Origin of the sequence: Pseudomonas lyxosi (genome assembly GCF_047758685.1) — a bacterium.
In the GTDB taxonomy this organism is placed as follows: domain Bacteria; phylum Pseudomonadota; class Gammaproteobacteria; order Pseudomonadales; family Pseudomonadaceae; genus Aquipseudomonas; species Aquipseudomonas lyxosi.
The window spans coordinates 3,857,625-3,883,558 of sequence record NZ_CP180481.1; the positions used below are offsets into that span (position 1 = coordinate 3,857,625).

At 60.0% G+C, this 25,934-nt stretch carries 25 protein-coding genes and 1 pseudogene; 14 read left to right on the top strand and 12 right to left on the bottom strand.

The window, feature by feature from the left end; all coding sequences use genetic code 11:
- Positions 1-56 precede the first annotated feature (56 nt).
- Positions 57-1,118 (top strand): sterol desaturase family protein, encoded by a 1,062-nt coding sequence (locus ACMXYI_RS17760; RefSeq protein WP_415768344.1) that lies wholly within the window; start codon positions 57-59, stop codon positions 1,116-1,118.
- Between the two features lie 64 nt (positions 1,119-1,182).
- Here the strand turns inward: ACMXYI_RS17760 and ACMXYI_RS17765 are convergent, their stop codons facing one another.
- The 4 genes from ACMXYI_RS17765 to ACMXYI_RS17780 form a co-directional block, all read right to left on the bottom strand.
- Entirely contained in the window at positions 1,183-2,898 is a 1,716-nt protein-coding gene (locus ACMXYI_RS17765; RefSeq protein WP_415768345.1) for an amidase, read from the bottom strand.
- A gap of 181 nt (positions 2,899-3,079) precedes the next feature.
- Positions 3,080-3,508, bottom strand: a complete 429-nt coding sequence (locus ACMXYI_RS17770) for a nuclear transport factor 2 family protein (protein WP_415768346.1) — start codon at positions 3,506-3,508, stop codon at positions 3,080-3,082.
- Between the two features lie 147 nt (positions 3,509-3,655).
- Positions 3,656-4,228, bottom strand: coding sequence for a chorismate mutase (locus ACMXYI_RS17775; RefSeq protein WP_415768347.1), 573 nt, complete (start codon positions 4,226-4,228; stop codon positions 3,656-3,658).
- Between the two features lie 153 nt (positions 4,229-4,381).
- Positions 4,382-4,744: a hypothetical protein gene (locus ACMXYI_RS17780; RefSeq protein ID WP_415768348.1), complete on the bottom strand. Its 363-nt coding sequence runs from the start codon at positions 4,742-4,744 to the stop codon at positions 4,382-4,384.
- A gap of 237 nt (positions 4,745-4,981) precedes the next feature.
- Here ACMXYI_RS17780 and ACMXYI_RS17785 point away from each other — a divergent pair, with 237 nt between their 5' ends.
- The 4 genes and pseudogenes from ACMXYI_RS17785 to ACMXYI_RS17800 all read left to right on the top strand — a co-directional run bounded on the left by ACMXYI_RS17785 (position 4,982) and on the right by ACMXYI_RS17800 (position 9,921).
- Positions 4,982-6,655, top strand: a complete 1,674-nt coding sequence (locus ACMXYI_RS17785; RefSeq protein ID WP_415768349.1) for a hypothetical protein — start codon at positions 4,982-4,984, stop codon at positions 6,653-6,655.
- A 25-nt stretch (positions 6,656-6,680) separates the two neighbouring features.
- Positions 6,681-7,124 (top strand): annotated as a pseudogene (locus tag ACMXYI_RS17790) (cupin domain-containing protein); the annotation flags it as partial.
- Positions 7,125-7,146: 22 nt separating this feature from the next.
- A complete protein-coding gene (locus tag ACMXYI_RS17795; protein ID WP_415768350.1) occupies positions 7,147-7,671 on the top strand; it encodes a hypothetical protein in 525 nt (174 codons plus the stop codon).
- 348 nt (positions 7,672-8,019) lie between these two features.
- The gene (locus tag ACMXYI_RS17800; RefSeq protein ID WP_415768351.1) at positions 8,020-9,921 is read left to right on the top strand and encodes a potassium transporter Kup; all 1,902 of its coding nucleotides are present in this window, start codon (positions 8,020-8,022) and stop codon (positions 9,919-9,921) included.
- A gap of 33 nt (positions 9,922-9,954) precedes the next feature.
- Here the strand turns inward: ACMXYI_RS17800 and ACMXYI_RS17805 are convergent, their stop codons facing one another.
- Together ACMXYI_RS17805 and ACMXYI_RS17810 are read right to left on the bottom strand one after the other, a co-directional pair.
- Positions 9,955-10,449 (bottom strand): PaaI family thioesterase, encoded by a 495-nt coding sequence (locus tag ACMXYI_RS17805; protein WP_415768352.1) that lies wholly within the window; start codon positions 10,447-10,449, stop codon positions 9,955-9,957.
- Positions 10,450-10,512: 63 nt separating this feature from the next.
- Complete coding sequence (locus ACMXYI_RS17810; protein ID WP_415773910.1) at positions 10,513-12,111, bottom strand: winged helix-turn-helix domain-containing tetratricopeptide repeat protein; 1,599 nt, start codon at positions 12,109-12,111, stop codon at positions 10,513-10,515.
- A 239-nt stretch (positions 12,112-12,350) separates the two neighbouring features.
- Here ACMXYI_RS17810 and ACMXYI_RS17815 point away from each other — a divergent pair, with 239 nt between their 5' ends.
- The 4 genes from ACMXYI_RS17815 (at position 12,351) to ACMXYI_RS17830 (ending at position 16,344) form a co-directional block, all read left to right on the top strand.
- Positions 12,351-13,103: an SDR family oxidoreductase gene (locus ACMXYI_RS17815; RefSeq protein WP_415768354.1), complete on the top strand. Its 753-nt coding sequence runs from the start codon at positions 12,351-12,353 to the stop codon at positions 13,101-13,103.
- A gap of 42 nt (positions 13,104-13,145) precedes the next feature.
- Entirely contained in the window at positions 13,146-13,559 is a 414-nt protein-coding gene (locus ACMXYI_RS17820) for a cupin domain-containing protein (RefSeq protein WP_415768355.1), read from the top strand.
- Positions 13,560-13,654: 95 nt separating this feature from the next.
- A complete protein-coding gene (locus tag ACMXYI_RS17825; RefSeq protein ID WP_415768356.1) occupies positions 13,655-14,752 on the top strand; it encodes an HlyD family secretion protein in 1,098 nt (365 codons plus the stop codon).
- On the top strand, positions 14,749-16,344 hold the full coding sequence (locus tag ACMXYI_RS17830; protein ID WP_415768357.1) for an MFS transporter: 1,596 nt from the start codon (positions 14,749-14,751) through the stop codon (positions 16,342-16,344). The genes ACMXYI_RS17825 and ACMXYI_RS17830 overlap by 4 nt, the downstream gene beginning before the upstream one ends.
- Positions 16,345-16,352: 8 nt before the next feature.
- On the opposite strand, the gene ACMXYI_RS17835 is transcribed toward ACMXYI_RS17830, so the two are convergent.
- A complete protein-coding gene (locus ACMXYI_RS17835; protein ID WP_415768358.1) occupies positions 16,353-17,207 on the bottom strand; it encodes a LysR substrate-binding domain-containing protein in 855 nt (284 codons plus the stop codon).
- A gap of 147 nt (positions 17,208-17,354) precedes the next feature.
- On the opposite strand from ACMXYI_RS17835, the gene ACMXYI_RS17840 reads away from it, so the two are divergent.
- Genes ACMXYI_RS17840 through ACMXYI_RS17855 form a run of 4 tightly spaced genes read left to right on the top strand, consistent with a single transcriptional unit; the run spans position 17,355 to position 21,579 of the window.
- On the top strand, positions 17,355-18,407 hold the full coding sequence (locus tag ACMXYI_RS17840; protein ID WP_415768359.1) for an agmatine deiminase family protein: 1,053 nt from the start codon (positions 17,355-17,357) through the stop codon (positions 18,405-18,407).
- A gap of 4 nt (positions 18,408-18,411) precedes the next feature.
- Positions 18,412-19,320 (top strand): N-carbamoylputrescine amidase, encoded by a 909-nt coding sequence (gene aguB / locus ACMXYI_RS17845; RefSeq protein WP_415768360.1) that lies wholly within the window; start codon positions 18,412-18,414, stop codon positions 19,318-19,320.
- Between the two features lies 1 nt (position 19,321).
- Positions 19,322-20,425, top strand: a complete 1,104-nt coding sequence (locus ACMXYI_RS17850) for an extracellular solute-binding protein (RefSeq protein WP_415768361.1) — start codon at positions 19,322-19,324, stop codon at positions 20,423-20,425.
- Positions 20,422-21,579, top strand: coding sequence for an agmatine deiminase family protein (locus tag ACMXYI_RS17855; RefSeq protein WP_415768362.1), 1,158 nt, complete (start codon positions 20,422-20,424; stop codon positions 21,577-21,579). The genes ACMXYI_RS17850 and ACMXYI_RS17855 overlap by 4 nt, the downstream gene beginning before the upstream one ends.
- Before the next feature lie 38 nt (positions 21,580-21,617).
- On the opposite strand, the gene phnE is transcribed toward ACMXYI_RS17855, so the two are convergent.
- The 4 genes from phnE to ACMXYI_RS17875 are packed head-to-tail and all read right to left on the bottom strand — an operon-like array spanning position 21,618 to position 24,848.
- Positions 21,618-22,385 carry a phosphonate ABC transporter, permease protein PhnE gene (gene phnE / locus ACMXYI_RS17860; protein ID WP_415768363.1) on the bottom strand — a complete coding sequence of 256 codons (768 nt, stop codon included), beginning with the start codon at positions 22,383-22,385 and terminating at the stop codon, positions 21,618-21,620.
- Positions 22,382-23,209: a PhnE/PtxC family ABC transporter permease gene (locus ACMXYI_RS17865; RefSeq protein ID WP_415768364.1), complete on the bottom strand. Its 828-nt coding sequence runs from the start codon at positions 23,207-23,209 to the stop codon at positions 22,382-22,384. The genes phnE and ACMXYI_RS17865 overlap by 4 nt, the downstream gene beginning before the upstream one ends.
- Positions 23,203-24,000: a phosphonate ABC transporter ATP-binding protein gene (locus ACMXYI_RS17870; RefSeq protein WP_415768365.1), complete on the bottom strand. Its 798-nt coding sequence runs from the start codon at positions 23,998-24,000 to the stop codon at positions 23,203-23,205. Before ACMXYI_RS17870 ends, ACMXYI_RS17865 begins: the two co-directional genes overlap by 7 nt.
- Positions 23,997-24,848 (bottom strand): putative selenate ABC transporter substrate-binding protein, encoded by an 852-nt coding sequence (locus tag ACMXYI_RS17875; RefSeq protein WP_415768366.1) that lies wholly within the window; start codon positions 24,846-24,848, stop codon positions 23,997-23,999. The genes ACMXYI_RS17870 and ACMXYI_RS17875 overlap by 4 nt, the downstream gene beginning before the upstream one ends.
- Positions 24,849-25,062: 214 nt before the next feature.
- On the opposite strand from ACMXYI_RS17875, the gene ACMXYI_RS17880 reads away from it, so the two are divergent.
- Entirely contained in the window at positions 25,063-25,371 is a 309-nt protein-coding gene (locus ACMXYI_RS17880) for a panthothenate synthetase (protein WP_046052594.1), read from the top strand.
- A gap of 45 nt (positions 25,372-25,416) precedes the next feature.
- Here the strand turns inward: ACMXYI_RS17880 and ACMXYI_RS17885 are convergent, their stop codons facing one another.
- Positions 25,417-25,905, bottom strand: coding sequence for a GNAT family N-acetyltransferase (locus tag ACMXYI_RS17885; RefSeq protein ID WP_415768367.1), 489 nt, complete (start codon positions 25,903-25,905; stop codon positions 25,417-25,419).
- Positions 25,906-25,934 lie beyond the last annotated feature (29 nt).

Here is a 25,934-nt window from a genome sequence, read left to right on the forward strand (position 1 = left end):
CCCGGTGGTTCTGATCTGATTTACAATTCCCCCTTTTGACGGTGGGGCAGCCGTTCATGGATGTACTCGCGTTTCTGTATGACTACCTGATCAACTGGGTGATCGAGCCAGTCACGGATCAGTTCCTTGGCATTTTCGATCTGAACGGCCGCTTCAGCATCGTGTTTCTCTGCGTGTCCTACAGCATCGCCTACAGCCTGTACCGCTTCAGAAAATATCGCGGGCTGACCGACGCACGTTCTTTCTGGCAGTTCATCGGCGGGCACCGGGTTCATTTTCATCCCTCGGCGTTGCTGGATTACCGGTACTACTTCGTGCGGGCCATCCTGAAGGTCGCGCTGGTGCTGCCCATTGTTGGCCTGGTCGATCCGTACGTCCTGCGTTCCGGCGACTACATCTCGTTTTTCAACAATCTTTGGGGCGCGCGCGTGCAGGTGGGGGAGAACCTCTCACTTTCCTTGCTCTACGGGATGGGCGTGTTTCTGGTGCAAGACTTCATCCATTACTGGGGCCATCGCGCCTTTCATTCCCGGTATCTATGGGCGTTCCACAAAGTCCATCATTCCGCGCCCGTCCTGGTACCAGCGACGGCAAGCCGGATTCACTTTGTGGAAAAAATGGTCGAAAAACTGACTGACACCGTCTTTCTCGGCGCTTTTGCCGGGGTCTTCTGGTACGCCTGTGGCGGGGAGATCAGCCGGTACACCTTGTTCGGTGTGACGTATATGGTCTTGATCCTCAATGCCTTGGCGGCCAATTTGCGTCACAGCCATGTCTGGCTGTCTTTCGGGCCCGTGGTCGAGCATGTGCTGAACAGCCCGGCACAGCACCAGATTCACCACAGTGACGCGCCCCGACACTTCAACAAGAATTTCGGTATCAACCTGTCACTCTGGGACTGGATGTTCGGTACGCTCTACGTCACACACTCGACGCCCGAGCCTATTCAGTTCGGCACCGGCAAGCAGGATCACGACCGTTACCTGACGCTCTATAGCCTGATCGTCACGCCCTTTGTGGACATCGCCCGCAAGTTTCCCGCCAGGCGTGCCATGGAATGGCCGTCGCGTTTCGCCGAAAAACTCTCGTTGACGCTCTTCCGTCGACGTTGGCGCTGAATTCCGCGGCGACGTTCAACCAGTGGACGGGATTGGAGCGTGTAAAGCTGCAATCCCGCTCTTTCTATTGTTGGTCAACCGGCAAGGGTGGGGTGCGAGGCGGGATCATTCGTTTTGACCCCATCGATTCGAACGCCGAAGCCAGGCGCAGCAGCGTCGAATCGTCATAGGCACGACCGGCGAATGTCAGCCCGACGGGCATGCCGATGTCCGGCATGACGCCCATTGGCACCGTGACTGTGGGGACGCCCAGGTGCCGGATGGCGAGGTTGCCGTTGGCGACCCAAACGCCATTGCTCCACGCGATATCCGCAGACTTCGGATCGACATCGGCATTCGCCGGACCCACGTCGGCAACCGTCGGGAATAGCACCGCATCGAGCCCCAGCCGATCCATCCAGTCCTCAAGATCGATTCGACGCGTCTGCTCAAGTCCGCGCAGTCCGTCAGGCACGGTGGTGATCTGGTCCCACGGTGTAATGCCGCGTTCGGCCATCTTCACGTATTCGTCCATGCCTGCGGCCAGGTCGTCCTCCCGGTTGGGGAGAGTGCCCGGGTCGTGGGGGAAGATCAGCGGTCCGTCGACATCGGCCAGGCGGTTCAACTTGGGATCGCCATTGGCCCGCAGAAAATCATCGAACGCCCAGGCCGACAGGTCCCACAACTCATGATGCAGGAACTCTTTGGATACCAGGCCCCGCGTAAATACGGTCGGCGCACCCGGGCGATCACCCTCGCAATTGGAGACCAGCGGGAAATCGACTTCGATGACTTCGGCCCCAGCGGCTTCGAGTGCTTTGCGTGCCTCTTCCCAGAGCCCGATCACGGAAGGGCGGGTGATGATTCGCTGCCCCGTCGGACCACCGATGCCAGGCGCATCGCTCGTGCCCGCATCCGGATCGGCGTTGATGTACATCCGCGGAACACCAAAGCGCTTTCCTGCCAGTGCATCGGAGTTCACGGCCAATTCGGCATAGGAAGCGGGGCGCACCGAAGCGACACTCGGAATCGGCACCCAGGGCTGCATCCGCCACAGATCGCCACGGGTGTCGGGATCATCCGCCACCACCACATCAAGGACCTCAAGGAGGTCGGCCATGGTTCTGGCAAACGGCACGACAACGTCCATCGTCGGCGTCAACGGCCAGTTGCCGCGAACCGAGATCACCCCGCGCGAAGGCGTATAGGCACACAGACCATTGTTCGATGCAGGACCGCGTCCGCTCGACCAGGTTTCTTCCGCGAGACCGAATGCCGCGAAGCTGGCGGCAGTTGCCGTACCGGCGCCGTTCGATGAACCCGAGGCGAAGGGGGCGGTGAGATAGTCAGCGTTGTACGGGCTTTCCGCACGGCCGTAGACCCCGCGCTGCATGCCGCCGTTTGCCATGGGCGGCATGTTGGTCTTGCCCATGCAGATCGCGCCAGCAGCGCGAAGCCGTTCGATCGTGAACGCATCGCGATAAGCAATCAGGTTCGCGAAGGCCGGACTTCCCGAGGCAGCGGTGAGTCCCTTGACCAGGTAACTGTCCTTGGCCGTATAGGGAATGCCATCGAGCGGACCCAGCGTCTCGCCCTTGGCCCGACGGGCATCCGACGCCTGCGCCTCGTTCAGCGCCTCGGGGTTTCGAACCACCACCGCGTTGAGGGCGGTGGGCGTGTCGGGACCGTCGTAGGCATCGATCCTGGCGAGATAGGCCTGGACCAGCTCAACCGCAGTGGTTCGGCCAGATTCGAGCGCAGCACGCAGTTCGGCAATGGAAACTTCGGTGACCTCGATCATGCTGTTACCACCGTCTGCTGATGGGCGACGCGATGAATGTTTCCATCACACTGAATGTTGGGCTCAGGGACATCACTAATCTCAAAATGGGTATTCATCGGTGTTCTCGTTGCGCTGCTTTACGCGCTCTATTTAACACCAAGCCGGGAGCAGAGGCATCGCCCAAGACGATGCAACGTCTTCAAGCTTTGCTGGCCGCCAGATAAGCGCCAAGGCGTTGTCCCATTTGCTCGCCCAAGGCTTGCAGGCCACTCAAGGGACGGACCATCACCTCAAACTCAACGATTTTCCCTTGTTCGTTGAACCGGATCATGTCGATGCCCTTTAACTCTTTTTCGCCGACTTTGGCGCTGAACTCCAGGACGACGTTCAGCCCGTCTGCGGTCGACAGTTCCCGGTGGTAGACAAAGTCCTCAAATACCTCGACGACCGTATTGAGAATCATCGATACCACGGCTGCACCCGGGTAAGGCGTGTGAGCCATCGGGGAACGGAATATCGCCTGTGGGTCCAACAAACCGGGCAAGGCGCTCAAGTCTCGCTTGCTGATCATGTCGTGCCACTGGTTCAGGGATTCTGCGGCTTTTGGATGCAGTTTCAGTTCAGACATTTCAACTCCGATGGTTTGCCGTGTGACATTCAATAGTGCCGCCAAGGCTGACTTGCGACCCTGCGGGTGCACTAAAAGTAGCTCACAAAGAAAATCCCGGTTGATCAGGCCGGGCTTCTTTTCAGAGACCGCTTTAAAACTACTCTGTCACTGATCAGCGACACACAGTTCCCCGGTGGCGCGGATCAGTGCCTGACCATGCAGGCCATCCTTGATCAGGCTGGATCGTTCTTTGGCTAGCCAGTCCGCGCATTGCGGGTCTTTGCGGTAGGGCGCGAAGGCGGCGTATTGCTGTAACAGACGGTTTTGCAGCTCATCGAGTTGTGGCCGGATTTGATTGGCGAGGTCTGGCCGCGGCGTGTCAGGCGCCTTGCCAGCCGCTCGCCATTGGGCCACCAGCCCGTACTGCACCAGCTTGTTGGCTTCAATCTGTGCGGCGATCAGTTCGGCTATTTCATCCGGGTCCAGTTTGCGCTCAACGGCCAGCTTCCTGGCGTTGGCAATGACTTGCGCTTCCCGGGCACTGTCCTGGATCGGTTTGCCACTGTCCCACTTGGTCAGCGCCACAAGATCAGCAATGCTCAGGCGTTCGTTCAACGTTACCAGCAGCGGTTGCAAGCTATCGGGCGCCGGGGAGGGCGCGCTGGCCTGTGCGCTGCAGGCGAGTAAGCCGAGGACGACGCAGGTCAGCAGTTGCGGTAAGCGTGGGGAGTGGAGCATGGGCAAACCTCATTGGGTACGGGACTCACAATCAGGTGTTATGTATCACAGGTGCGGCGGAGTCATTAAGCAGGGATCGATTTATTTTGTGCACGAAAAAGCCCGGCTTGTCAGGCCGGGCTTTTCGTTGAGTGCTTCGGTAAAGCTATTCATTTATGCCGCGCGGTTTTCGATCAAACGATCCGAGCCGCCTTCGGCAACGCGGTTTTCGATCAGACGATCCGAACCACCTTCAGCGACGCGGTTTTCGATCAGACGATCCGAGCCACCTTCAGCCACACGGTTTTCGATCAGGCGGTCGGAACCACCTTCGGCGACACGTTTCTCGATCAGACGATCGGAGCCACCTTCAGCGACGCGGTTTTCGATCAGGCGGTCGGAACCACCCTCAGCCACACGACTTTCAATCAGACGATCCGAGCCGCCTTCAGCGACAACCGGGTGAGCAGAGGCTGCGGCGAAAGCGTTAACTGCAAAAACCGAGAAAGCGATGCTGAGGAGGATTTGGCGTTTCATGATGGTGTGCTCCGGGGTGTAGTTGTTGGGTATGGCGCTGATGTTACGCCGCGGATTTTTTAAGAGAACTCCATTGAGTTGATGGTGACTATCGACGCCGGCAATGATCCTCCTGTCGTCGGCTGTACCGCTCAGCCAGAACCGCAGGGGTATGCTGGACCTCTTGAACTGTCGAGGCTCTCCAGGTCCGCAAGGATTTCCTGCGCGGTTCCCTGCTCTGGTCGAGAGGATAAATCGATGCACGACTATTACGATTTGGGCACCTACAGCCGCCCGGTGACGACCCAATCGTCCCAGGCCCAGCGCTGGTTCGATCGTGGCTTGGTGTGGTGCTACGGCTACAACCACGACGAATCCATACGCTGTTTCCAAAAGGCGATCGAACACGACCGCGATTGCGCGATGGCCTACTGGGGCATCGCCTACGCTTCGGGCCCCAACTACAACAAGCGTTGGGATGCCTTCATCGAACAGGAGTTGAAAGAGGCCGTGGCCCAGGCCCGACTGGCGACGCAAACCGCGCTGGCGCATATCGACGGCGCAACACCGGTGGAACAGGCGCTGATCCGGGCGCTGGAGCAGCGCTACCAGGCCGATCAGGCCACCAGCCTCGACCAACTCTTCACCTGGAACGATGCCTATGCGGCGTCCATGCGCGATGTCTACACAGCCTTTCCCGAAGATCCCGATGTCGTTGCGCTGTTTGCCGAAGCGTTGATCGACCGCACACCCTGGCAATTGTGGGATCTGAAAACCGGTAAACCGGCGCCGGGCGCCGACACGCTTGAAACGGTGGCCGTGCTGGAACGGGCGCTACGGCGGATGGAGCAGCACGGCGATGCGCCGCACCCCGGCGTGCTGCACATGTACGTCCACACCCTGGAAATGTCGCCCTACCCGGAACGGGCATTGCGCGCCGGCGATGTCTTGCGTGACCTGGTGCCGGACGCCGGACATTTGCGCCATATGCCGTCGCACATTGACGTGCTCTGCGGTGATTACCGTGGGGCCATGGTCACCAATAGCCGGGCGATTCTGGCCGACGGCAAATACCTGGAACAGGAAGGGCCGCTCAACTTCTACACCTTGTATCGATGCCACAACTACCACTTCAAACTCTATTCGGCGATGTTCCTCGGGCAATACCAACCGGCCCTGGAAGCCGCCGATCAACTGATGTCGAGCATCAGGGAAGAACTGCTGCGCGTGGAGCAACCGCCTATGGCTGACTGGCTGGAAGGCTTCGTGTCGATGAAGGTCCACGTGCAGATTCGCTTCGGCAAATGGCAGGACATCCTCGCCACATCGCTGCCGAACGACCAGGCGCTGTACTGCGTGACCACGGCGATGCTGCATTACGCCAGAGGCGTGGCGCATGCGGCCACCGGGTATATCGCCGCCGCAGAAGCCGAACAGCGACTATTCCTCGAAGCCTGGACCCGAGTGCCGGACACACGCTACCTCTTCAACAATAAATGCACCGACATTCTGGCGGTTGCCGCAGGCATGCTGCGCGGGGAAATCGAGTACCGTAAAGGCAATTACGACGACGCCTTCGCCCACTTGCGCCAGGCACTGTCTCTGGACGACAACCTGCCTTACGACGAGCCATGGGGTTGGATGCAACCGGTCAGGCATGCATTGGGCGCGTTGCTTTTGGAGCAGGGCAGGGTAGAAGAAGCGTTTCAGGCCTATCGAGCCGATCTGGGACTGGACAACACCCTCAGCCGTGCGTCCTGGCATCTGGACAATGTGTGGAGCCTGCACGGCTATGTGGAATGTCTGAAACGGCTGGGCCTGGATGCCGAAGCTGCAGCTGCCCAGACGCGCCTTGCTCTGGCCATGGCCCGGGCGGATGTGGAGATTAAGGCCTCGTGTTTTTGCCGTGTTGGGGCGGGGTGTTGTCAGTGACGCTCGAAAGTGCCGGAGATTGCCTATGGATCGCTTGTCTACGTTGTTGTCGCAGTTCGGCGTGCGCGTAAGCCTGTTTTACAACGGCAATCTTTGCGGCATGGCGTCATACGATGGCGCTGACCAGCGCGGGCATATTCACCTGCTGCAGGCAGGTAGCGTCACTTTGCAGGGGGCTGATCGCAAGGACTTGCTGCTCACCCAACCCAGTCTGATTTTTCTGCCACGCCCAAGTCGGCATCAACTGTTCGCGGGTGAGCCCGAGGGGGCTCAACTCTTGTGTGCGTCAATGAAGTTTGAGGGCGGGGTCGATAACCCGCTGTCCGCTTCGTTACCCGATTGTCTGGTGCTGTCCCTGGATGAGCTACCGCTGCTGGCCGATACATTGAAATGGATGTTCAGTGAGGCGGCAGGCGGACATTGTGGCCGGGAGGCAGCGCTGGATCGCTTGTTCGGCCGGAACATAATCGCCAGCCGCCCTGAGCGCATAAATGGCAGAGGTGGTTGGACTTGAAAACGCCTCGCTGGCGCTCGGGATCGGCGCGTCACTTGCGGCGGTCGCACTGTGGGTCTGGTTTGGGCTGGCCAATCAAAAAGCACTGATAAAAAGGCCCGGGATGAATGCCTGGGTCTGGACCGCCATGATGATTGGAGGCAGCCTGCAAACGCTCCTGTTCATCCCGGTAGGTACGGCCATGGATGTGTTCAACGCTCCCATGCTCGGTTTCGGGCAAAGCGCTTTCAGCCACCTCTACTTTCCCGCTTTTGTACTGGCGGCCGTTGCGTCGATTGGCGGCGCATGGGCCTGGACCATCGCCTCTCAGCGCCTTCCCATGACACTGGCCAGCCAGTTGCTGTCACTGGAAATGGTCTTCGCTACCTGCCTGGGGTTGCTGTTCTACTACCGGTGGCCCACGGCGCCTGAAGCGCTGGGCATCACACTGATTGTCGTGGGGGTCGTTAAAGCTATTGGTGCGTTCCATGGCGGCGCCGGGAAAGTTGCTGTGGCTCTTTGAGGATGCTGAGCGGTGAGAATGCGCAGTGAGTTTCGATCTGGTTTTGAGCGTAAATCAGCCCTACAACGTTTTCACACAGCCTGGACCCATCGCATAAATTCACAACGTTTAGGTTAAAGGGGCCAATACATGGTTCCGACCGAAGCGGACGATTTGAACCGCTTGTTAAATATGGCATTACTCGCCCAAATTTTTACGATTTCTTTACGGTAGGTGTTTTTACCCGCAACGATACTGGCCGCGATTTTTTAGATCGTCCATGTGCCAAGCATTTCCAATGGCCCTGGCAAATCGTAATGCCCAAGGATGGCATGCACTTCCTCCCCCGCAATCTGAGAGAAGCGACCCTTGAGTGAAACAGAGACCAGTGCACATGCAGATTCCCAATCCAGAACGTCAGGAGTGGGCTTGCTCGTCGCCGCTGTCGGAGTGGTTTACGGGGACATTGGCACCAGCCCCCTCTACACGCTGAAAGAAGTATTTTCCGGCCACTACGGAGTCCAGGTAAATCACGACGGAGTGCTAGGCATTCTGTCGTTGATCTTTTGGTCACTGATCTGGGTGGTCTCGATCAAATACGTTCTGTTCATCCTGCGTGCCAACAACCAGGGCGAAGGCGGCATCATGGCGTTGACGGCGTTAGCTCGACGCGCGGCAGCACCTTATCCGCACATGAGCAAGGTACTGGTACTACTCGGCCTGTTCGGTGCAGCGCTTTTTTACGGGGACAGCATGATCACCCCGGCCATTTCGGTGCTCTCTGCGGTTGAGGGACTTCAGCTAGCGTTTGACGGAATCGAGCACTGGGTTGTGCCCTTGTCAGTGATTGTGCTGGTGGCGCTGTTCTTGATACAGAAACATGGCACGGCTCGAATTGGCATCCTGTTTGGTCCGGTCATGGTGCTGTGGTTTGTGGTGTTAGGTGCGCTTGGGATTTACGGTATTTTGCAGCGCCCCGAAGTGCTGCAAGCACTCAATCCTGCTTGGGCGGTGCAGTTTTTCGTGGTTCATCCGGGTATGGGCGTCGCGATTCTGGGTGCCGTCGTGTTGGCATTAACCGGGGCTGAAGCGCTGTATGCCGACATGGGGCACTTTGGACGCAAGCCGATATCTCGTGCCTGGTTTATTCTCGTGCTGCCCGGTCTGGTGCTCAATTATTTTGGCCAAGGCGCGTTGATCCTGGGAAACCCGGAGAGCGTGCGCAACCCGTTTTATCTGCTCGCGCCTGAATGGGCACTGTTACCGATGGTCGCGCTCTCCACACTGGCCACGATCATCGCTTCTCAAGCCGTGATCTCCGGTGCTTTCTCCCTGACTCGCCAGGCCATCCAGCTGGGTTACGTCCCTCGCATGTTTATCCAGCATACCTCCAGCCAGGAGCAGGGGCAGATCTACATCGGTACGGTTAACTGGGCGTTGATGGTTGGTGTCGTGCTGTTGGTGATTGGTTTCGAGTCGTCCAGTGCTTTGGCCGCAGCTTATGGCGTCGCTGTGACGGGGACCATGCTGATTACCACCATCTTGTCCTCGGCTGTCGTCCTGCTCCTATGGAAAACGCCGCGCTGGTTGGCCATCCCGATGCTGCTCGGATTTTTGCTGGTAGACGGTCTGTATTTCGCGGCCAACGCACCAAAGATTTTTCAGGGCGGTGCGTTCCCGGTGATTGCCGGCATCGGCCTGTTCATTCTGATGACGACCTGGAAGCGGGGCAGGAAGATTGTTGTTGAGCGGCTGGATGAAACCGCGCTTCCTCTACCGCTATTCATCGGCAGCATCCGTATGCAACCTCCCCATCGCGTACAAGGCACGGCGGTGTTTCTGACGGCCAGGGCCGATGCTGTTCCTCATGCGCTGCTGCACAACCTGCTGCATAACCAGGTATTGCATGAGCAAGTGGTATTGCTCACCGTGGTGTCTGAAGACAGCCCTCGCGTCAGTGCTGACCGGCGGTTCGAGGTTGAAGCCTATGGTGAAGGCTTCTTCCGGGTCAGTCTGCATTTTGGTTTTGTCGAGGAACCTGATGTCCCCTTGGCGTTGAGTCTCTGTCACTTGGCTGAGCTGGATTTCAGTCCGATGCGAACGACCTATTTCCTCAGCCGAGAGACGGTGATCCCGACTAAACGCATAGGTATGGCCCGTTGGCGAGAAAGCCTGTTCGCATTTTTGCTCAAGAACGCCAATAGCAACCTGAAATACTTCAAGTTGCCGTTGAATCGGGTGATAGAGCTGGGTACTCAGGTCGAGATGTAAAAAATGATCAAGGAGCCCGGACTGGCGGACTTGCTACCGACTATGAGCAACGGCTGCCAGTTGCTCGGTATCTACGCGAACAAAAACGGAGTCTCCAATAGCCGTCAGCACATCCCCCGCGTAGACCTCGCAGATGACGCGAGTTTTGCGTCCGACTTCACCTTCGACTTTCGCGCGCAAGGTCAGCGGTACACCCATCGGTGTCGGTTTGATGAACTTGATGCCAAGGTTGCCAGTGACGCAATTGATGCGGGGGAGGCTCCCGACTTCGCGGTGTTCCATACGGTAGTGATAAGCCATCGCCGTCCAGTTTGAATGGCAATCAACCAGCATCGCTATCAGCCCGCCGTAAACCAGATCCGTCCAGCCGCAATACTTGGCATCAGGCAGGTGCTCGGCCATGACATGCACGCCGTCCTCATGCCAGAAGCTCTTGATATGAAGCCCATGCGGATTACTGCTGCCGCAGCCGTAACAAACGCCTTCAGGTGCGGCGGTGTCTTGCAGGGAGGTGTCGAGCCTGGACATACCGTGGTCATCCTCAAAAATGTGAACCAAACCGTCGGATTTTAACGCTGCAATCGGCCGCGGTCACTCGGGTAAACCGGCCAGCCGCAGTCCATCCGCGAAGCGCGATAGATCCTCGGGCCGTTGGATGGGCAGCCAGTCCTTCAGGTTGGAGACGCGCAACGAGGGTTCCAGCTCGTGCAGGCGCTGTATTGCCTGCTTCGCTTTGTCCATTTGCCCGGTGAGCGCATGACTGGCTGCCATCAGGGCAACCGAGGGCAGAAGGGTGGGCAGGTTCCCCAGCGCCTTCTCCGCCCAGGCCGAAGCGGCGTCGAAGCGCCCGGCGAAGAAATACGCGAGCGCCATTCCCACCTGCATCCGGAACATTTCCGGATCCAGCGGACTCAAGCGAACGGCATGGCTCAAATGCTCAATCGCTTCGTCTGTTTCACCGCGCAGTGCGCGCAGGATACCGCCCAGGTACCAGGCGGGGGCGAGGTTGGGATTGAGCAGGCGTGCCCTGTCGAGCAGGGCTATGCCGCCATCGACATCGCCAGCGAGATGGGCAAGCGCATGTCCGCCTCGCGTCAGTGCCACCGCATCATCCCGGCCGAGTGTCACCGCCAGCCGCGCAAGCCGTACGCCTTCGGCGATCTCTCGAGTCCGATCGCCCATCCAGCCATTCAACTTGCGCCAGAAGTGACACCAGGCCGCCATGCCATAGGCCGATGCAAATTCCGGATCGAGCTCGATGGCCTTGTAGAACAACGGCAGCGCCTCGTCGATGGCTTCCCGGGTGCCGCTGTGCAGTTTTGCCATTCCGCGCAGGTAGTAGTCGTAGGCGTCCAGGCTTTCCGTCGGTTTGCGCTTGGCGCGTTCGATTTCCGCCCGTTCCAGCTGCGGCGAGATGGCGCCGACGACGCTTTCGGCGATTTGATCCTGCAGTTCAAAGATGTCGTCGAGCAGGCCTTCGAAGCGCTCCGCCCAGATATGCGTCCCGGTTGTTGCGTCGATGAGCTGCCCGGTGATGCGTACCTTGTTTCCGGACTTGCGCACGCTGCCTTCCAGCACGTAGCGCACGCCGAGCTCCTGGCCGACGCCCTTGATGTCCACCGCGCGACCCTTGTAGGTGAAGCTCGAATTGCGTGCGATGACGAACAGCCAGCGGATACGCGACAGGGCGGCGATGATGTCCTCGACCATGCCGTCGGCGAAATACTCCTGCTCCGGGTCGCCGCTCAGGTTGTGGAAGGGCAGGACGGTAATGGAGGGTTTGTCCGGGAGGACGAGCGAGGAGGGAGGTGTTTGCTTCGGGTCCACGGGCGCGATTTCGCCGATGCCAGGCCCGTCAGGCTGTCGTGCTCCGTCGATCTCGGCGACCTTGATCTCGCCTACGAAGCGGTAGCCCTTGCGGGCGACCGTGCGCACCAGACGCTGTTCCTCGCCGGTATCGCCGATGGCCTTGCGCACCGCATTGATGTGGCTGGTGATCGTCGATTCCGAGACGATCCGGCCGTTCCACACCGCCTTGAGCAGGTCGTCCTTGCTGACGACGCGATCGCGGTTGTTGACGAGCTGCAGCAATAGATCGAAGGCCTGTGGCCCGACGGCCACGACTTGCCCGCGCAAGGTCAGTTCCCGGCGCTCCTGATCGAGCACGTAGTCTTCAAACACAAATGGCAAGGTGCGGATCCCCTGGTCGAGCGCCCTCGACTCCGTGTCCGAGCTGGCGATTGGTACGTGGTGCCGATAATACGGCAGCGCGTAACTCGCTGCACCGTCCAGCAAGCGGCTTCTTTGGACGAAAAACCAAGCTTGTCCGAAGACAAACTCAAGGCCGGCACAAGGACTTCCCTCGCGCGCGCGGGCACTCTCTTTTCACATCGACAGCAATGGTTGCCGTCGAGAAATGGAGAGAACCCATGAAGATCGTCGTCATCGGAGGCACCGGCCTCATTGGATCGAAACTTGTGCAGAACCTCCGCGAGCGCGGCCATGACGTGCTCGCCGCCTCGCCCAGTACGGGCGTGAACAGCATCACCCGCGAGGGCCTGGCCCAAGCAATGGATGGCGCTGAGGTTGTCGTCGACGTGGCGAACGCGCCGTCGTGGGAAGACCAGGCCGTCCTCGATTTCTTCGAAACGTCGAGCCGTAACCTGCTGGCTGCGGAAGCTGCCGCCGGTGTTCGCCATCATGTTGCCCTGTCGGTCGTCGGTAGCGAACGGCTGCCCGAGAACGGGTATTTCCGGGCCAAGGTCGCGCAGGAAAACCTCATCAAGGCATCCGGCATGCCTTACACGATTCTGCGTGCTACGCAGTTCTTCGAGTTTGTCGGCGGCATCGCGCAGTCGGCCACCGTCGGCGAGGAGATTCACCTGTCGCCGGCGCTGATCCAGCCGATGGCGTCCGACGACGTGGTGGCGGCGTTAACCGATGTCACGCTCGAAACGCCGGTCAACGGCACGGTCGAAGTCGCCGGTCCCGAGGCCATGCCGCTCGACGAACTGGTCAGGCGCTTTCTGCGCGCAACTCAGGACAACCGCAAGGTTGTGCCGGACGTGCACGCGCGCTACTTCGGCGACCTGCTCGACGATCAATCGCTGACCCCCGGCAAGTACTCGCGCCTGGGCACTATCCGCTTCGAAGACTGGCTCGGTCAGTCGGCGGCCGGGTAACGATTCGCGCCATCACCTCCCCACTCACGAAGGAGCAATGTCATGGTTACACGATTCGTATTAGCCGCTGCCTTCGCAGCGCTCTCGATCAGCGCAGTGTCGGCCGCTGAGCCGCCCGCCGGCAAGGTGACGGTCGTGTTTGACCGTCCCATTCCCAACATCCCTGGCAAGAGCATGAAGGGCGTAGTCGTCGAGTATGGGCCGGGCGCCGCGTCGCCGGCCCACACCCATCCGAAAACGGCCTTCATTTATGCAACGGTCCTGGAGGGCTCGTTTCGCATCAAAGTCAAAGGCGAGCCGGAAAAGATCTACAACGTCGGCGAAAACTTCGTAGAGGAACCGGGCTCCGTGCACGAAGTCAGCGCCAACGCCAGCGACACCCAACCCGCACGCCTGCTGGCCGTGTTCGTCCTCGACACCGATGAAACGCCGCTCGTTACACCGATCAAAAAGTGAGCCGGTCACGCGCTCATGAATGCACGACAGCCCGGCGGCAGACCACTGCCGCCCGTGGCTGCTGTAGTCCCAGGCATTGAACAGGAAATGACAACATGAATTCGCTTCAGGACAAGGCCGCCATTGCCACCGGCGCAAGCGCCGAGATCCCTGTCGTGGTGGCACGGCAAAGCAAGAGAAAGAAGATCGGCATCCTGCTGTGCATCGGTGCCGTGGTGGTCCTGGCTGGCGGATGGGCTATGGCGCTTTTGAGCGGTGCGACCTCCACCGATAACGCTTATGTGCGCGGCGACGTCACCTCGCTCGCCGCAAAGGTTGCCGGCTATGTCACTGCGGTCCAGGTCGAAGACAATCAAGCCGTCCGGGCCGGTGACGTCCTGTTCCGTATCGATGATCGGGACTATCGCGCACGGCTGGCGCAAGCCGTGGCCAATGTCAGCGCTGCCCAGGCTCGCCTGACCCATGTCGATGCGGAAACCCAGCTTCAGCGTGCCCTGATTCGACAGGCCGAAGCCCAGAGACGCTCGGGCGTGGCCGAGATGAATCTGGCGAACAAAACCCATGATCGCAGCCGCAAACTCATTCTCAGCAACGCGGTCAGCCAAGCCCTCGTCGATGAAAGCGATGCGGCACGATTGAGAGCCGAGGCGACGGTATCCGGCGCTTCCGCAACGGTCGAGGCGCAACAGCAACGCATCACCGTCCTCGTGGCGCAGCGCGAAGCTGCCGTTGCTGCGGTGACGCAGGCGCAAGCCGCACGAGATCTCGCCCAGATTGATCTCGACAGCACCGTGGTACGCGCGCCGGTTGATGGCGTGGTCGGTAACCGTCAGGTTCGCGTTGGCCGCTTTGTTACGACGGGTGTTGCCTTGCTCGATATCGTGCCGGTCAACGACGTATGGGTTGTGGCGAATTTCAAGGAAACCCAGCTCGAACAAATCCGCCCCGGTCAGCGCGTGCACATCACGGTCGACGGCTACCCCAACGGGGCACTTGAAGGCGTGGTCGACAGCTTTGCACCGGGTAGCGGGTCGGCGTTCAGCTTGCTCCCCACCGACAACGCGACCGGCAACTTTGTGCGTGTCGTGCAGCGCGTTCCGGTGAAGATCCGGCTTGTCCACAACCCGTTGCCGGGCCGCATCGTGCCGGGCCTGTCCGCGCGAGTCGAGGTTGCGCACGGGGAGGGATCATGAACGCAGATGCCAGCGCGACGCGGAGCAACACCAGCGCTATGACCGGTGTCTTGCTCATGGTGGGCATCGTGCTTGCCACGCTGACGGAGGCGATCGCCAGCACCGTTCTGTCGCTCGGACGCGGCGACATCATCGGCGACACCTATGCAACGCCTGATGAGTTCGCCTGGCTGGATATCGGCTACACCGCGCTCAAGCTGATCGGGTTCATGACCGCGCCTTGGCTGCTGACGCGTTTTAATCCGCGTCATGTGATCATCGGCTCAACCCTGGTCATGGGCATGGCATGCGGCATTGCCGCCATTACGGCTCGGCTGGACCTGCTGATCGCGCTTCGAATTATTCAGGGCTTCGCTGGCGGCATCCTGCTGGTCGGGGGGCAGGCGATCATATTTCGCGCCTTTGCGCGATCTCTCCAACCCATCCTTCAAGCCCTGTTTGCCATGGGCGCCGTTGTCGCGTCCGCGACGCTCGCCCCGGCCCTTCAAGGGTGGTTGATCGATAGCCAATCCTGGGCTTGGATTTTCTTCAGCGTTGTTCCGGTGGCTCTGGCGGCGACTGGATTTCTGCTGATCGCAGACGGCCCGATGCCAGCCAAGTCCCGGCACCGTCCGTTTGACTGGGTCGGCTTCGCGCTGATCTCTGCCACGTTGTTCTGCTTCACTTACGTTCTCAGCCAGGGCAGCCGATGGGACTGGTTCGAAGAGCCTCGCATCGTCTGGCTGAGCGTGATCGGCATAGCCGCGCTGCTGGCATTTCTCGGCCAACAAGTGTTGGCCAAAGGTGAAGGTCTGCTCGACTTCACCCTGTTCAAATCGAGCGATTTTTCCTTCGCCTTTATCGTCAGTTTTGTCGCCGGCGCTGCCTTGTTCGGAAGTGCGTTTTTGATCTCGGCATTCGCCCTGTCGGTCCTCGCGTTCACGCCTACCGATGCCGGCCTGCTCCTGTTGCCCAGTGGCGGGTTGTTTATCGGCGGACTCCTCATATCGGCTTATCTCATGCAGGTCCGCCGTGTTCCGCCGGTCGCCACAGTGCCCTTTGGAATCCTGATGATCATGGTTGCGATGTGGATGTTGTCCGGTTCGACCAGCGAAAGCGGCACGGACGACATGATGGCAGCCATCCTGTTGCGCGGTCTGGGCCTTGGCTTCCTGTTTCTATCGATCACGCTGATCGCTTTCAGCGACCTCAACAGCCGCAACCTCGCCTGCGGAATAGGCCTCTTCAATACGGGGCGCCAGTTGGGCGGTCTGATGGGCGTCGCAGGACTCCAGACACTGATCGACCATAACGTCTTCGCCAATGCCATGGTCCTCGGCGCCCATATCACCCCGGGAGGGGCCGCGGTCATCGAACGGTTGACGACCACGACAGCCATGCTAACGGCGAAAGGGATGGATGCAGCGGCCGGCGGCCGGGCAGCGGTGAGCCTCCTGGGCCGGGTCGTGTCAGGTCAGGCCACGGTGATTGCCTTCGACACAGCATTCATCGCTGTCGCCCTGCTTTTTGTCGTCGCCGCCCCCATGCTGGTTGGCATCAAGATCGGACTTTCGAAATACGCGAAAGTACGCGCTACGCGAACTCTAGCGTGAGGCTTCACTCAGTCCAGGCTACCCAGCAGCCACTCACTGAAGCTTCGCGCCAGCGCATTGTTCTCACTGTCACGATGGGTCAGCATGGCCCAGTTCGGGCCGCGAATGGTTTGCTCCACCAAGGGTTGCAACAATCCTTGGGCGCGCGCCTGCCGACTCAATAACTGGCTGACCAGGGCGATACCGAGCCCCGCGCACGCGGCGTCCAGCAGCAGGCCGGGGTCGGAGAAATTCAGCCCCTGATCTTTCTGGCCCACATCGATGCCAGCTTCCACCGCCCAGTGACTCCAATCCATTTCCCGCTCGCCATGAAGGGTGGTGCGCTGTTCCCGTGGCAACGCCAACAGGTTCGGGTGACACGCCGGATAGAGTCGGTCGGCGTGCAACACCTTGAAGCTGCACTCGGCTTGGGAACTGATGTCATCGCGCACGGCGAGGTCGATGGTCTGGGTGGTCATGTCCGGGACTTCATCGGTACTGAAAATCCACAGGTCAACGTCCGGATGCTCGCGGCGAAAATCCCCCAAGCGTGGCAGCAACCAGTGACGGGCGAACGCCGGGGTGGTGTTGAGGACCAGTTGGTTGGGTTTCTGGTACTGCCCCAGGCGGCGAATACCGACGGCCAGTTGTTGCAGCATTGCCTGGGTGGTGCTGAGCAGGTCGTGACCGGCATCGGTCAGGCTGACGCTGCGTCCACTGCGAAAGAACAAGGGTTGTTCCAGGTACGCCTCAAGGCTGCGAATCTGCTGACTGATCGCCGATTGGGTGAGGTGCAACTCGGCGGCCGCCTTGTGGAAACTGCCCAGCCGGGCGGCGGCTTCAAAGCCGCGAAGGGTGCTGAGTGGCGGCCAGTGTTTGAGCATATTGATAAGTTCCTCTAATCATTTGTCTGCAAAATCCATCGTTTGTTTGCCTGATTTTACGGCCGTAGCATGCATGCCAGAACCACCCAAGCAGTTTTGTTGAACACAATGGCTTAACTAAAAGGGCTTTTTATCATGCAGCATGTCATGCAGCAGAATGAAATTCGAAACAGTGGTTGGATGATGCCGGCCGAGTGGGTCAGGCACGCCGCCACCTGGATGGTCTGGCCGCACAACACGGCACTCTGGGAGTCCGGTTGGGGCGTGACATTGCCTCTGGTGCAAGAGGACTTCGCTCGCGTCGCCAACGCCATCGCCCGTTTCGAACCGGTGAAACTGGTCGTTGACCCTTCTGCTATCGCCAGCGCCAAAGCGTTATGTGGGCCTAACATCGAATTGATCGAGCTGGCGGTGAACGACAGTTGGTGCCGGGACTCCGGTCCGAGTTTCGTCTGCCATCCGCAACACGGCCTGGCCGGGGTGAGCTGGCGCTTCAACGCGTGGGGCGGTAAGTCGGCCCATGATCTGGACGAAAGCCTGGCGCGTCGCGCACTCAATCACTTGGGCGTGGAGTGTTTTGGTACCGCGCTGAGCAATGAAGGCGGGGCCATCCATGTGGACGGCGAGGGCACGTTGATCACCACCGAGTCGGTGTTGCTCAACCCCAATCGCAACCCGGGCATGAACAAGGCGGAGATGGAGGACATCTTCACGCGACTGCTGGGTGTGAAGAAGACGATCTGGCTGCCGGGGGATCCGGACTATGTGACCGGCGACGTGACCGATGGCCACGTCGATGGCGTGTGCGCGTTCGCCCGCCCTGGCGTGTTGCTGGTGGACGCCACCCACGACCAGCACTCGGTGTATGCCGAAGTGGCCCGCGAGAACCGACGTGCTCTTGAACTGGCCACCGATGCCCAAGGCCGACAGTTCGAGCTGATCGAATTGTATGAAGCCACCGAAGCCGTGGACACGGACGCTGAAGTGTTCTGCGCCTCCTACACCAATTTCTACATCGCCAATAACGCCATCATCATGCCGGCCTACGGCATTGATGCCGACAACGTGGCGGCCGCCGTGTTGGCTCAGGCGTTCCCCGGGCGCGAAGTGGTGCCGGTACGAATCAATCACCTGGCCCATGGCGGTGGCGGTGTGCATTGCATCACCCAGCAACAGCCTGCCTGGCCGGTGGAGGGCTGATGCCATGACGCTTCTGACCATCGCTACCACCCAGATGCCCTGCAGCTGGGACCTGCAACACAACCTCGATCAGGCTGAGCAATTGGTGCGCGAGACCGCGGCCAAAGGCGCCCAGGTCATCCTGTTGCAAGAGCTGTTTGCCACGCCGTATTTCTGCATCGAGCAAAGCTACAAGCACTTGGCGCTGGCCGAAGAATATCGATACAGCCCTGTGCTCAAGCGCTTTGCCGCATTGGCCAAAGAGTTGGGCGTGGTGCTGCCGCTGAGCTGGTTCGAGAAGGCCGGCAATGCCTACTTCAATTCCTTGAGCGTGGCCGATGCCGATGGGCGCTTGCTGGGTGTGTATCGCAAGACCCACATTCCCAACGCCATCGGCTATCAGGAGAAGGAATACTTCAGCCCCGGCGATACCGGTTTTCGTGTCTGGGACACGGCGTTCGGGCGCCTGGGTGTAGGGATCTGCTGGGATCAGTGGTTCCCCGAGACCGCACGCTGCCTGGCATTGATGGGCGCGGAAGTCTTGCTGTTTCCCACCGCCATCGGTTCTGAGCCTGGCTGCGCGACGCTGGATTCCCGTGACCACTGGCAGATGACCATGCGCGGGCACGCCGCCGCCAACCTGCTGCCGGTGGTGGCCGCCAACCGAATTGGTCGCGAGGTGGCTACCACCGATCCTGCCCTGCAAATGAGCTTCTACGGCTCGTCCTTTATCTGCAATCACAAGGGCAAGTTGCTCGCCGAGGCCGACTGCGACAGCACCGGCGTGCTGGTCCACAGCCTGGACCTGGCGGCCATGGCCGAAGAGCGCTTGAGCTGGGGCATTTATCGCGATCGCCGTCCGGACATGTATGGCGCGCTGTTGACTCAGGACGGTCGTCACACCCATGCACGCTGGAAGACTCAAGAGGTTTGATATGCACGCAATCAAAAAGCTATTGAGCGGCACCTTGGGCCTGGCGCTGGGCTGTGCCTTGCCGGCACTGCACGCGGAAGAGAAAACCCTCAGGCTGTACAACTGGGCCGACTATTTTGCCGAGGACACGCTGGCCAAATTCACCGCCGAAACCGGGATCAAAGTGATCTACGACGTCATGGATGGCAGCGAGACGCTGGAAGCCAAAATGCTCGCCGGCGGCAGCGGTTATGACCTGATCTTCCCGGGTGACACCGTCGCCGAACGCTTGATGCGCGCCGGCAGCCTGCAACCGCTGGACCGGTCCAAACTCACGGCCCTGGATGACATCGAACCCGGCTTGCAGAAGCTGCGAACGCATTACGAGTATTCGCGTCAGGCTACCGTCCCCTACACCTGGGGCACCATCGGCCTGACCTACAACGCCGAGCAGATTAAACAGCGTTTGCCGAATGCTCCGGTCAACAGCCTCGACATGTTGTTCAAACCGGAACTGGCTGCCAGATTTGCCGACTGCGGCATTTCGATGATCGACTCGCCGGACGAAGTGCTGGCAGTCGTACTCAATTATCTGGGCCGCGAGCCACGCAGCGCCAAGCCTGAAGACCTGGCCGCAGCGAGTGATCTGCTGCTGAAACTTCGGCCGTACATCCGCAAGTTCCAGTCGCAGCCGGTCACCGACCTGGTGAACGGCAACCTGTGCCTGTCGCTTGGTTACAGCGGGGACATGACGCAGGCGCAACGGACGGCGGATTCCGCCGGCAAGAACGCGATGTTCCAATACCGTATTCCCCGTGAAGGCACCACGGTGTGGATGGACGCCATGGCGATTCCGGTCGACGCCAGACATCCAGAGTACGCCTATGCCTTCATCAACTTCGTCATGCGCCCGCAGAATATGGCTGCGATCAGTAACTTCACCGGCTACCCCACCTCCAATGCCAAGGCGCGTCCGAGCGTCGATGCGACCATGCGCAACAACCCGGATATTTACCTCGATGAAGCCACTTATGCGCGGCTGATTCCGGGCAAGGATATTCCCCAGTCCGATATGCGGGCGCGCATGCGCACCTGGACCAAGTTCAAGACGGCCACCGCGAAGTGACTTCAGACAAATATTCCAGGGATCAACACACGTCGACGCGTCGTGAGTTCATCAAGCAAGTATCGGTGGTCGCCGGTTTGGGCGTGGCAGCGTCTATCGGGCTTGGCCTGACACCCCTGCGCACGCAAGCGGCTACCCCAGGCAGTTGGCGTATGCCGGATGAGGGCGACAGGCATCAGCGGGCCTTCATCGCCTTTGGCGCACAGGAAGCGATCTGGGAGGATTTCACCCCCGACGTACAAGCAGCTATTGGTCTGATCGCTCGCACCCTCGCGCGATATGAGCCGGTGACTGTGTTCTGTCGTGAGCGTGAACGGGAGCTGGCCGAAGAACACTGCGGCACGGCTAACATCACCTACGTCGCCAGCGAACTCGACGACATCTGGATGCGCGATATCGGCGCCAACTTTGTCATTAATGGGCAAGGCGGGCTCGGCGCCGTGGATTTCAACTTCAATGGCTGGGGCAACAAACAGCAGCATGGCGAGGATGCACAACTGGCCGCTTTGGTTGCGAGCACCGTGGAAGCCGGACATATGCGCAGCGAGTTGGTGGGCGAGGGCGGTGGTATCGAAGTGGATGGTCACGGCACGGGGATCATGACCGAAAGCAGCTGGATCAACGCCAACCGCAACCCCGATTGGAGCAAGGCCGAGATCGAGCAAGAGCTGAAAGCGCGCTTGGGCTTGCGCAAGATCATCTGGTTGCCGGGGATCAAAGGCAAAGACATCACGGATGCCCATGTTGATTTCTACGCCCGTTTCGTCAAGCCAGGCGTTGTGATCGCCAACCTCGACAACGACCCTCAGTCATACGATTACAGCGTCACGCGTGCCCATCTGGACATCCTTAAAAATGCCACGGATGCCGATGGCCGCAAGCTGCAGGTGCATACCGTGTCGCCACCACTCAACCCACGAAAGAGCAAGTTCAGCCGCAACAACCCGGACTTTGCCGCTGGCTATATCAACTATTTCGTGATCAACGGGGCGGTCATTGCGCCCGAGTTTGGTGACAGGGCGGCAGACTCCAAAGCCTTTGATTTGTTGTCTCAACTCTACCCGGACCGTGAAGTGGTACAGCTCAACATCGACGCGATCTCTGCCGGTGGCGGCGGTATCCACTGTGTGACCAGTCACCAACCGTTGGCTTAGTCTGGATCAACGCTTTGTCATCCGGTTCTGCGAAGCCTTCAGGCCTTGACCCAGCGTTGACGGCTCCAGCTACTCAATGTGTCGACGGCAAATACCAGCAACAGCATGGCCAGAATGACCGTGCTGGCTTGAGCTTCCTGGAACAGGCTGAGGCTGACATAGAGCATTTGCCCCAAACCACCGGCGCCGACAAAGCCGAGCACACTGGCCATGCGGATATTGTTTTCCCAGCGGTACAGGATGTAGGCCAGTAGCTGTGGCAACAGGTTGGGCAGTGATCCGTAACAGAACGCCCATATGGCATTGCTGCCCTGCAGGCGGATGGCTTCGGCCGGTTCGGGTGGGGTGTTTTCCAGCGCTTCGGCGAATAGCCGGCCGAGCACGCCGGTGGTGTGCAGGGCCAAGGCCAGGGTGCCGGCATTGGGGCCGAGCCCGGCGGCCAGGACCATCAGCGCAGCCCACACCAGTTCCGGAACCGCGCGCAAAGCGTTGAGCACCAGACGCGACGCGCTCTGCAAAGGCCAGCCGAAGCGCCCGGCCGCAGGCAATGCCAACAGCAGGCCGAATACCGCCGCGAGCAGGGTGCCAAGGGCGGACATGGCGATGGTTTCCAGGGCGCCGTGGCCGATGGCTTGCAGATGGCCTGCGCTCAGGTCCGGGCTGAGAAAACGCTGCGCATAAGCGCCCATCTGCTTCAGGTTGCCGCTGCCACCCAGTTCGCCGAGGTCGATGCCCAAGTAGATGAACGAGGCGACCACCGCGGCGCCGATGCACAGGAGCAGCGCCAGGTTGATCAGGCGATTCATGCCAGCCTCCAGCGCAGCAGGCGGCTGAGTTGATCGGCGAGCAGTACTAGGACAAGAAACGTCAGTAACAAACTGGCCACTTCACCGCCGGCGAACATGCGCAGCGACAAATCCATTTGCTGGCCCAGACCGCCGGCACCGACGAAGCCCATCACCACCGAGGCGCGGATTGCGCACTCCCAGCGGTACACCGTGTACGACAGCAGCTCCGCAGCGACATTGGGCAGGATCCCGTAGAAAAAGGCCGCGAGCCGGCCGCTGCCAGCCTGCAGCAGCGCGTGGGCCGGGCGTTGATCGACCGACTCGAAAATTTCCGCGTAGACCTTGCCCAACATGCCGCTGTAGGTAATGGCGATGGCCAGCACCCCGGCCGTCGGACCGAGGCCGACGGCGCGGACGAACAAAAGCGCCCAGACGATTTCCGGCACGCTGCGCAGGAAGATCAGTAAACCGCGTACCGGCCAACGCAGCAGTTGGCCCCAATAGCCCGGGTGGCCGGCACGGGAGGCGGCAGACAGCGACAGAGCCCGACTGGCCAGCAGGCTGGCGGGGACGGCCAACAGCAACGCGAGGGCCATGCCGGCCGTGGCGATAGCCAGGGTCTGCAAGGTGGCTTGCATTAACAGCTCAATGAATTCCTCGCCATGGGCCGGTGGCCAGAAGGCTGAGACGAACCGGCCCATCTCGCTCTGACTGTCACTCGCCACCAGCACACTGAGGTCCAACTCGCTGAAGCGGATGCCCGGCCACAGCAGGGCAAGGGCCAGCAAGGTGAGCAGCAGGCGGGGCCGGGTGGCCGGATCTCGGGTATCACGGGTCAGCATCGGGGAATCTGCACACTCAAGGGCGCCGGAGCAATCGGTGGGGATTGCAGTTGTTCGTTGGCGTAGAGCTTGTCGAGCAACTCGCGGTCGACTTCGCTGGCCGCAAGGTCGAACAGGATCTGTCCATCACGCAAGCCGATGATGCGCGAAAAGTGCGCCAGGGCCAGCTCCACCGCATGCAGGCTGGCGACCAGGGTGACATTGTGCTGCCGGGCATGGCGACAGAGCACCGAAAGCGTGTGCTCGGCCAACACCGGGTCCATGGCCGATACCGGCTCATCGGCCAGTAACACTTCGGGCGCTTGATACAACACGCGGGCAATGCCCACGCGCTGTAGCTGCCCACCGGACAGTTGCTGACATTGCGCGAACAACTTGTCGCTGAGGTCGAGCCTGGCCAATGCCGCGCGTGCGCCCGGAATATCCACCGGATGCAGCAAGTTCAGCAGGCTCTTGCCCAGACCCCATTGACCCAGCTTTCCAGCCAGAACCGCGGTGACCACGCGCTGGCGCGGTGGCAGCGGGGGTGCTTGATGGATCAGGCCGATGCGCGCGCGCAGACGCTGACGCTGACGGGCAGACAGCTGCCAGGCGCGCTCGCCGAACACCTGCAGCTCACCGTTGTCCGGTCGCAGGGCGGTGGCCAGCAGGTTGAGCAGACTCGACTTGCCCGCGCCGGACGGACCGATGATAGCGACCTGTTCGCTGCCACCGATGTGCAGGTCCACACCACGCAACGCCTCGACGCCGTTGGCGTGGGTAAGGCTGACCTGGGTCAGATGCAACGTCATTTGAGCAGTTCGGCGGCGCGTGCGGCTTCCTCGATGCCCTTGTAGTTCTCGGGTTTGGTTTCGATGAAGCGGCTGGCGGCCTGCAGATCCAGAATCTCCTTGTCCTTCGGATTCGCCGGATCGAGCGCCAGAAAGGCTGCCTTGATCTTGGCCGCCAGCGCTGGGTCGAGAGTCCCGCGCACCGTCCAGTTGTAGTCGTAGTAGGCCGGGGTGGTTGCAAACACTCTGACCTTGGTGGTGTCGACCTTGCCGGCGGCGACCAGTTTTTCCCATACGCTGGCGTTAAGTACCCCGGCGTCCACCTTGCCGGCCTGGACCCAGGCGACAGTGGCGTCATGGGCGCCAGAGTAGCCCACGCGACTGAAGTACGTTTCCGGTTTGATGCCGTCTTTCAGCATGAAATAGCGCGGCATAAGACTGCCCGACGTGGAGGACACCGAGCCGAAGGCAAAGGTCTTGCCCTTGAGATCGGCAAGTGATTTCACGGCTGGGTCGGCGGTGATGAACTTGCTGGTGAACTGGGCGTCCTGTTCGCGCTGTACCAGCGGAATGGCATTGCCGGTTTTAAGACGAGCCTGCACGAACGTGAAACCGCCCAGCCAGGCCATATCGATCCGGTCGGTGGCCAACGCCTCGACCACGGCCGGATAGTCGCTCACCGGCACGAACTCGACCTTCATGCCCAATTGTTGTTCCAGGTAGGTGCCCAGCGGCTTGAACTTGCGCAGCAGTTCGGTCGGGGCTTCATCGGGAATCGCGCTGACTTTCAGGGTGTCGGCGGCCTGCGCCAACAGGGTGCAAAAAGACAGCGTCACGCCGACAGCCAATGCCAGGGTACGGTTGAGCATGAAAATTCTCCGGTGCATTAAGGCAAAAATGTCGATACGCCAGGCGCAAGCTGGTTGCTGCATGGCGCTTTGTGAGGGTAGACGAAATGGAGCGAAATTGACCGCTTTTGGCCGCCCTGTTTCATGACCGCCTGTAACCCTGCAAGAGGGTTAGCTCACGCTTCGCTATTCTTGAAGAGACTACAAGGTTGCAAGTTGAACAGAGGATTGAATGATGAGGATGTTACTGATGGTCGAGTGCCCAAATGAACCCTTCAACTCCCTTGTCAAAGCCGGGAAGGTGGGCGAGGTTATCGAGCGCATCCTGACCAGCATCAAACCGGAGGCGGCGTACTTTACCGAGCAAGATGGCAAGCGTGGCGGGATCTTTGTGGTCGACGTACAAGACCCCTCCGACATCCCCGCTTTTGCGGAACCCTTTTTTCTCAACTTCAACGCCACCTGCAAGTTCCGTATTGTGATGAGCGCACAGGATCTGCAAAAGTCTGGTCTGGAGACGCTCGGGCAAACGTGGGCGTGCTGAGAGGCCATTTGGGGTCGGTATTGGCGACCCTGATCCGTCTGTTAGTCAGTTCCGTACAGTCCACAGCATGGTCTGAACCCTGATATGCGGATGACTGGCCAACGGTTCCCATTCATCGATGAAAGAGAAACCCTGCTTCAGATAGAAGTTCGAGGCTCTTGCATTGTCCGGGGAGACGTCCAGAAAAACGCGATCATGCCCTTTGCCGATCGCGCGAGATTTCACCGCCTCAACAAGCTGAGCGGCCACGCCAGAACCACGTGCAGCGGGTTCAACCCACATTCCGATCAGGTTATAGCGATTCGCTTGACTGACCACCCCGGCACCGATCATCCCCACCGGTTTATCGTCCTTGATGGCCAACCAGAATTCTGGTCCGGCAGCTGACGAGGCGCGTTCTTTCCACTGCTCGTCACTGTATTGAGCGGCCGTTTGGTAACTCACACCAAACGCTGTCGGCGTGTCCAAAAGCGCAGCGAGACGGACTTGCTTCAAAAACATCCAGTCTTTGGCTTCCGTCAATCGAATGTCCATGATCTTCCTTGAAGATGGCGAAACTTTAT

What these genes read in the sequence shown, in the direction of transcription:
- ACMXYI_RS17760 (WP_415768344.1), top strand. Translation starts at nt 57, where the DNA reads ATGGATGTACTCGCGTTTCTGTATGACTACCTGATCAACTGGGTGATC.
- ACMXYI_RS17765 (WP_415768345.1), bottom strand. Translation starts at nt 2,898, where the DNA reads ATGATCGAGGTCACCGAAGTTTCCATTGCCGAACTGCGTGCTGCGCTC.
- ACMXYI_RS17770 (WP_415768346.1), bottom strand. Translation starts at nt 3,508, where the DNA reads ATGTCTGAACTGAAACTGCATCCAAAAGCCGCAGAATCCCTGAACCAG.
- ACMXYI_RS17775 (WP_415768347.1), bottom strand. Translation starts at nt 4,228, where the DNA reads ATGCTCCACTCCCCACGCTTACCGCAACTGCTGACCTGCGTCGTCCTC.
- ACMXYI_RS17780 (WP_415768348.1), bottom strand. Translation starts at nt 4,744, where the DNA reads ATGAAACGCCAAATCCTCCTCAGCATCGCTTTCTCGGTTTTTGCAGTT.
- ACMXYI_RS17785 (WP_415768349.1), top strand. Translation starts at nt 4,982, where the DNA reads ATGCACGACTATTACGATTTGGGCACCTACAGCCGCCCGGTGACGACC.
- ACMXYI_RS17795 (WP_415768350.1), top strand. Translation starts at nt 7,147, where the DNA reads ATGGCAGAGGTGGTTGGACTTGAAAACGCCTCGCTGGCGCTCGGGATC.
- ACMXYI_RS17805 (WP_415768352.1), bottom strand. Translation starts at nt 10,449, where the DNA reads ATGTCCAGGCTCGACACCTCCCTGCAAGACACCGCCGCACCTGAAGGC.
- ACMXYI_RS17815 (WP_415768354.1), top strand. Translation starts at nt 12,351, where the DNA reads ATGAAGATCGTCGTCATCGGAGGCACCGGCCTCATTGGATCGAAACTT.
- ACMXYI_RS17820 (WP_415768355.1), top strand. Translation starts at nt 13,146, where the DNA reads ATGGTTACACGATTCGTATTAGCCGCTGCCTTCGCAGCGCTCTCGATC.
- ACMXYI_RS17825 (WP_415768356.1), top strand. Translation starts at nt 13,655, where the DNA reads ATGAATTCGCTTCAGGACAAGGCCGCCATTGCCACCGGCGCAAGCGCC.
- ACMXYI_RS17830 (WP_415768357.1), top strand. Translation starts at nt 14,749, where the DNA reads ATGAACGCAGATGCCAGCGCGACGCGGAGCAACACCAGCGCTATGACC.
- ACMXYI_RS17835 (WP_415768358.1), bottom strand. Translation starts at nt 17,207, where the DNA reads ATGCTCAAACACTGGCCGCCACTCAGCACCCTTCGCGGCTTTGAAGCC.
- ACMXYI_RS17840 (WP_415768359.1), top strand. Translation starts at nt 17,355, where the DNA reads ATGCAGCAGAATGAAATTCGAAACAGTGGTTGGATGATGCCGGCCGAG.
- aguB (WP_415768360.1), top strand. Translation starts at nt 18,412, where the DNA reads ATGACGCTTCTGACCATCGCTACCACCCAGATGCCCTGCAGCTGGGAC.
- ACMXYI_RS17850 (WP_415768361.1), top strand. Translation starts at nt 19,322, where the DNA reads ATGCACGCAATCAAAAAGCTATTGAGCGGCACCTTGGGCCTGGCGCTG.
- phnE (WP_415768363.1), bottom strand. Translation starts at nt 22,385, where the DNA reads ATGAATCGCCTGATCAACCTGGCGCTGCTCCTGTGCATCGGCGCCGCG.
- ACMXYI_RS17865 (WP_415768364.1), bottom strand. Translation starts at nt 23,209, where the DNA reads ATGCTGACCCGTGATACCCGAGATCCGGCCACCCGGCCCCGCCTGCTG.
- ACMXYI_RS17870 (WP_415768365.1), bottom strand. Translation starts at nt 24,000, where the DNA reads ATGACGTTGCATCTGACCCAGGTCAGCCTTACCCACGCCAACGGCGTC.
- ACMXYI_RS17875 (WP_415768366.1), bottom strand. Translation starts at nt 24,848, where the DNA reads ATGCTCAACCGTACCCTGGCATTGGCTGTCGGCGTGACGCTGTCTTTT.
- ACMXYI_RS17880 (WP_046052594.1), top strand. Translation starts at nt 25,063, where the DNA reads ATGAGGATGTTACTGATGGTCGAGTGCCCAAATGAACCCTTCAACTCC.
- ACMXYI_RS17885 (WP_415768367.1), bottom strand. Translation starts at nt 25,905, where the DNA reads ATGGACATTCGATTGACGGAAGCCAAAGACTGGATGTTTTTGAAGCAA.